Source organism: Bacillus sp. CZDM1 (genome assembly GCF_055502545.1).
In genome coordinates, this window is the sequence record NZ_JBUESO010000041.1 from 1 (window position 1) to 977 (window position 977).

2 protein-coding genes are annotated in these 977 nt (G+C 33.1%); one reads left to right on the plus strand and one right to left on the minus strand.

Annotation, left to right across the window (positions count from 1 at the left end):
• Positions 1 to 47: 47 nt before the first annotated feature.
• Positions 48 to 236, minus strand: coding sequence for a hypothetical protein (locus ACY3XC_RS28675; protein WP_179160275.1), 189 nt, complete (start codon positions 234 to 236; stop codon positions 48 to 50).
• 274 nt (positions 237 to 510) lie between these two features.
• Between ACY3XC_RS28675 and ACY3XC_RS28680 the strand changes: the two genes are divergently transcribed.
• Positions 511 to 977: CBO0543 family protein (locus tag ACY3XC_RS28680; protein WP_464871572.1), on the plus strand; the 467-nt coding region annotated here is incomplete at its 3' end.

The window sequence follows — 977 nt, forward strand, 5'->3', positions numbered from 1 at the left end:
AACAGTAAAAGCCAGGAAGTGGTTCCCTGGCTTTTACGTTTGTAATCCTAATTATTCATTGGGCAATCAGGCATAGTAGCACATTCGGAAACGCCCTTAGTCATTTCCTTGGCTTTTTGTGAAATTCCCTTTTCTCCCATTTGGGCACAATGGGCGACATCACTTCCAGCAGCAAGTGCTGAGCTGCTAAATGCCAGAACAACAAGAAACGCAGTAGTTGCAATGATTTTCTTCATCTTGATTCCTCCAAATTGTTATTTACTAATATTATTATAGAAAGAAAATGTCCAAAAAGTTTGCAGAAAAGAAGAACAAATTATGACTTCGAAGGCTGAAATATTTCTTTAAGATTTTCAACAGCAAGATTTTAAGAACGTAGCAGTCATTTTGGAAGCTTTTCTTTTTCACTAACGGCAGCTTAGTTCAACAAGGGTAGACCATCTCATTTATATAATTTCCTGTTATTGAGGGAAAATAGAAATACTAATTTTAAAGGATGGTCTTATGTATATGTTTATCAATATTTTATATATGTTAGCAGTGTTTAAATGGGGGGATTGGAGGAATTGGAAACTGTATTATCCGACAATACTCTTCTTAATCATTGGAGATTTTTTATACAACTTTCTCCTCTATAAAAAAACAATGTGGTTGTTTCATGATTTAATCTTACCTAACCATACTACTATTACAATTTTAGCTATGGTCGTATCCTACTCTGCAACCGTATTAATATACTTAGGGAGGTTCCCTGATGGATGGAAAAAACGTTCATTATGGTTTTTGTTATGGGTAGGAATATATTTATGTGCTGAGTATTTTAATAGTAAGTTTGGGTTTATTTCATACCATAATGGTTGGAATATTTGGTGGTCTGTGTTATTTACAGCCATTATTTTCTTTATCTTGCCTATTCATTACAAAAAACCTTTGTTTGCTTGGCTATTATCAATAATAATTATAGTATTGTTATTAAG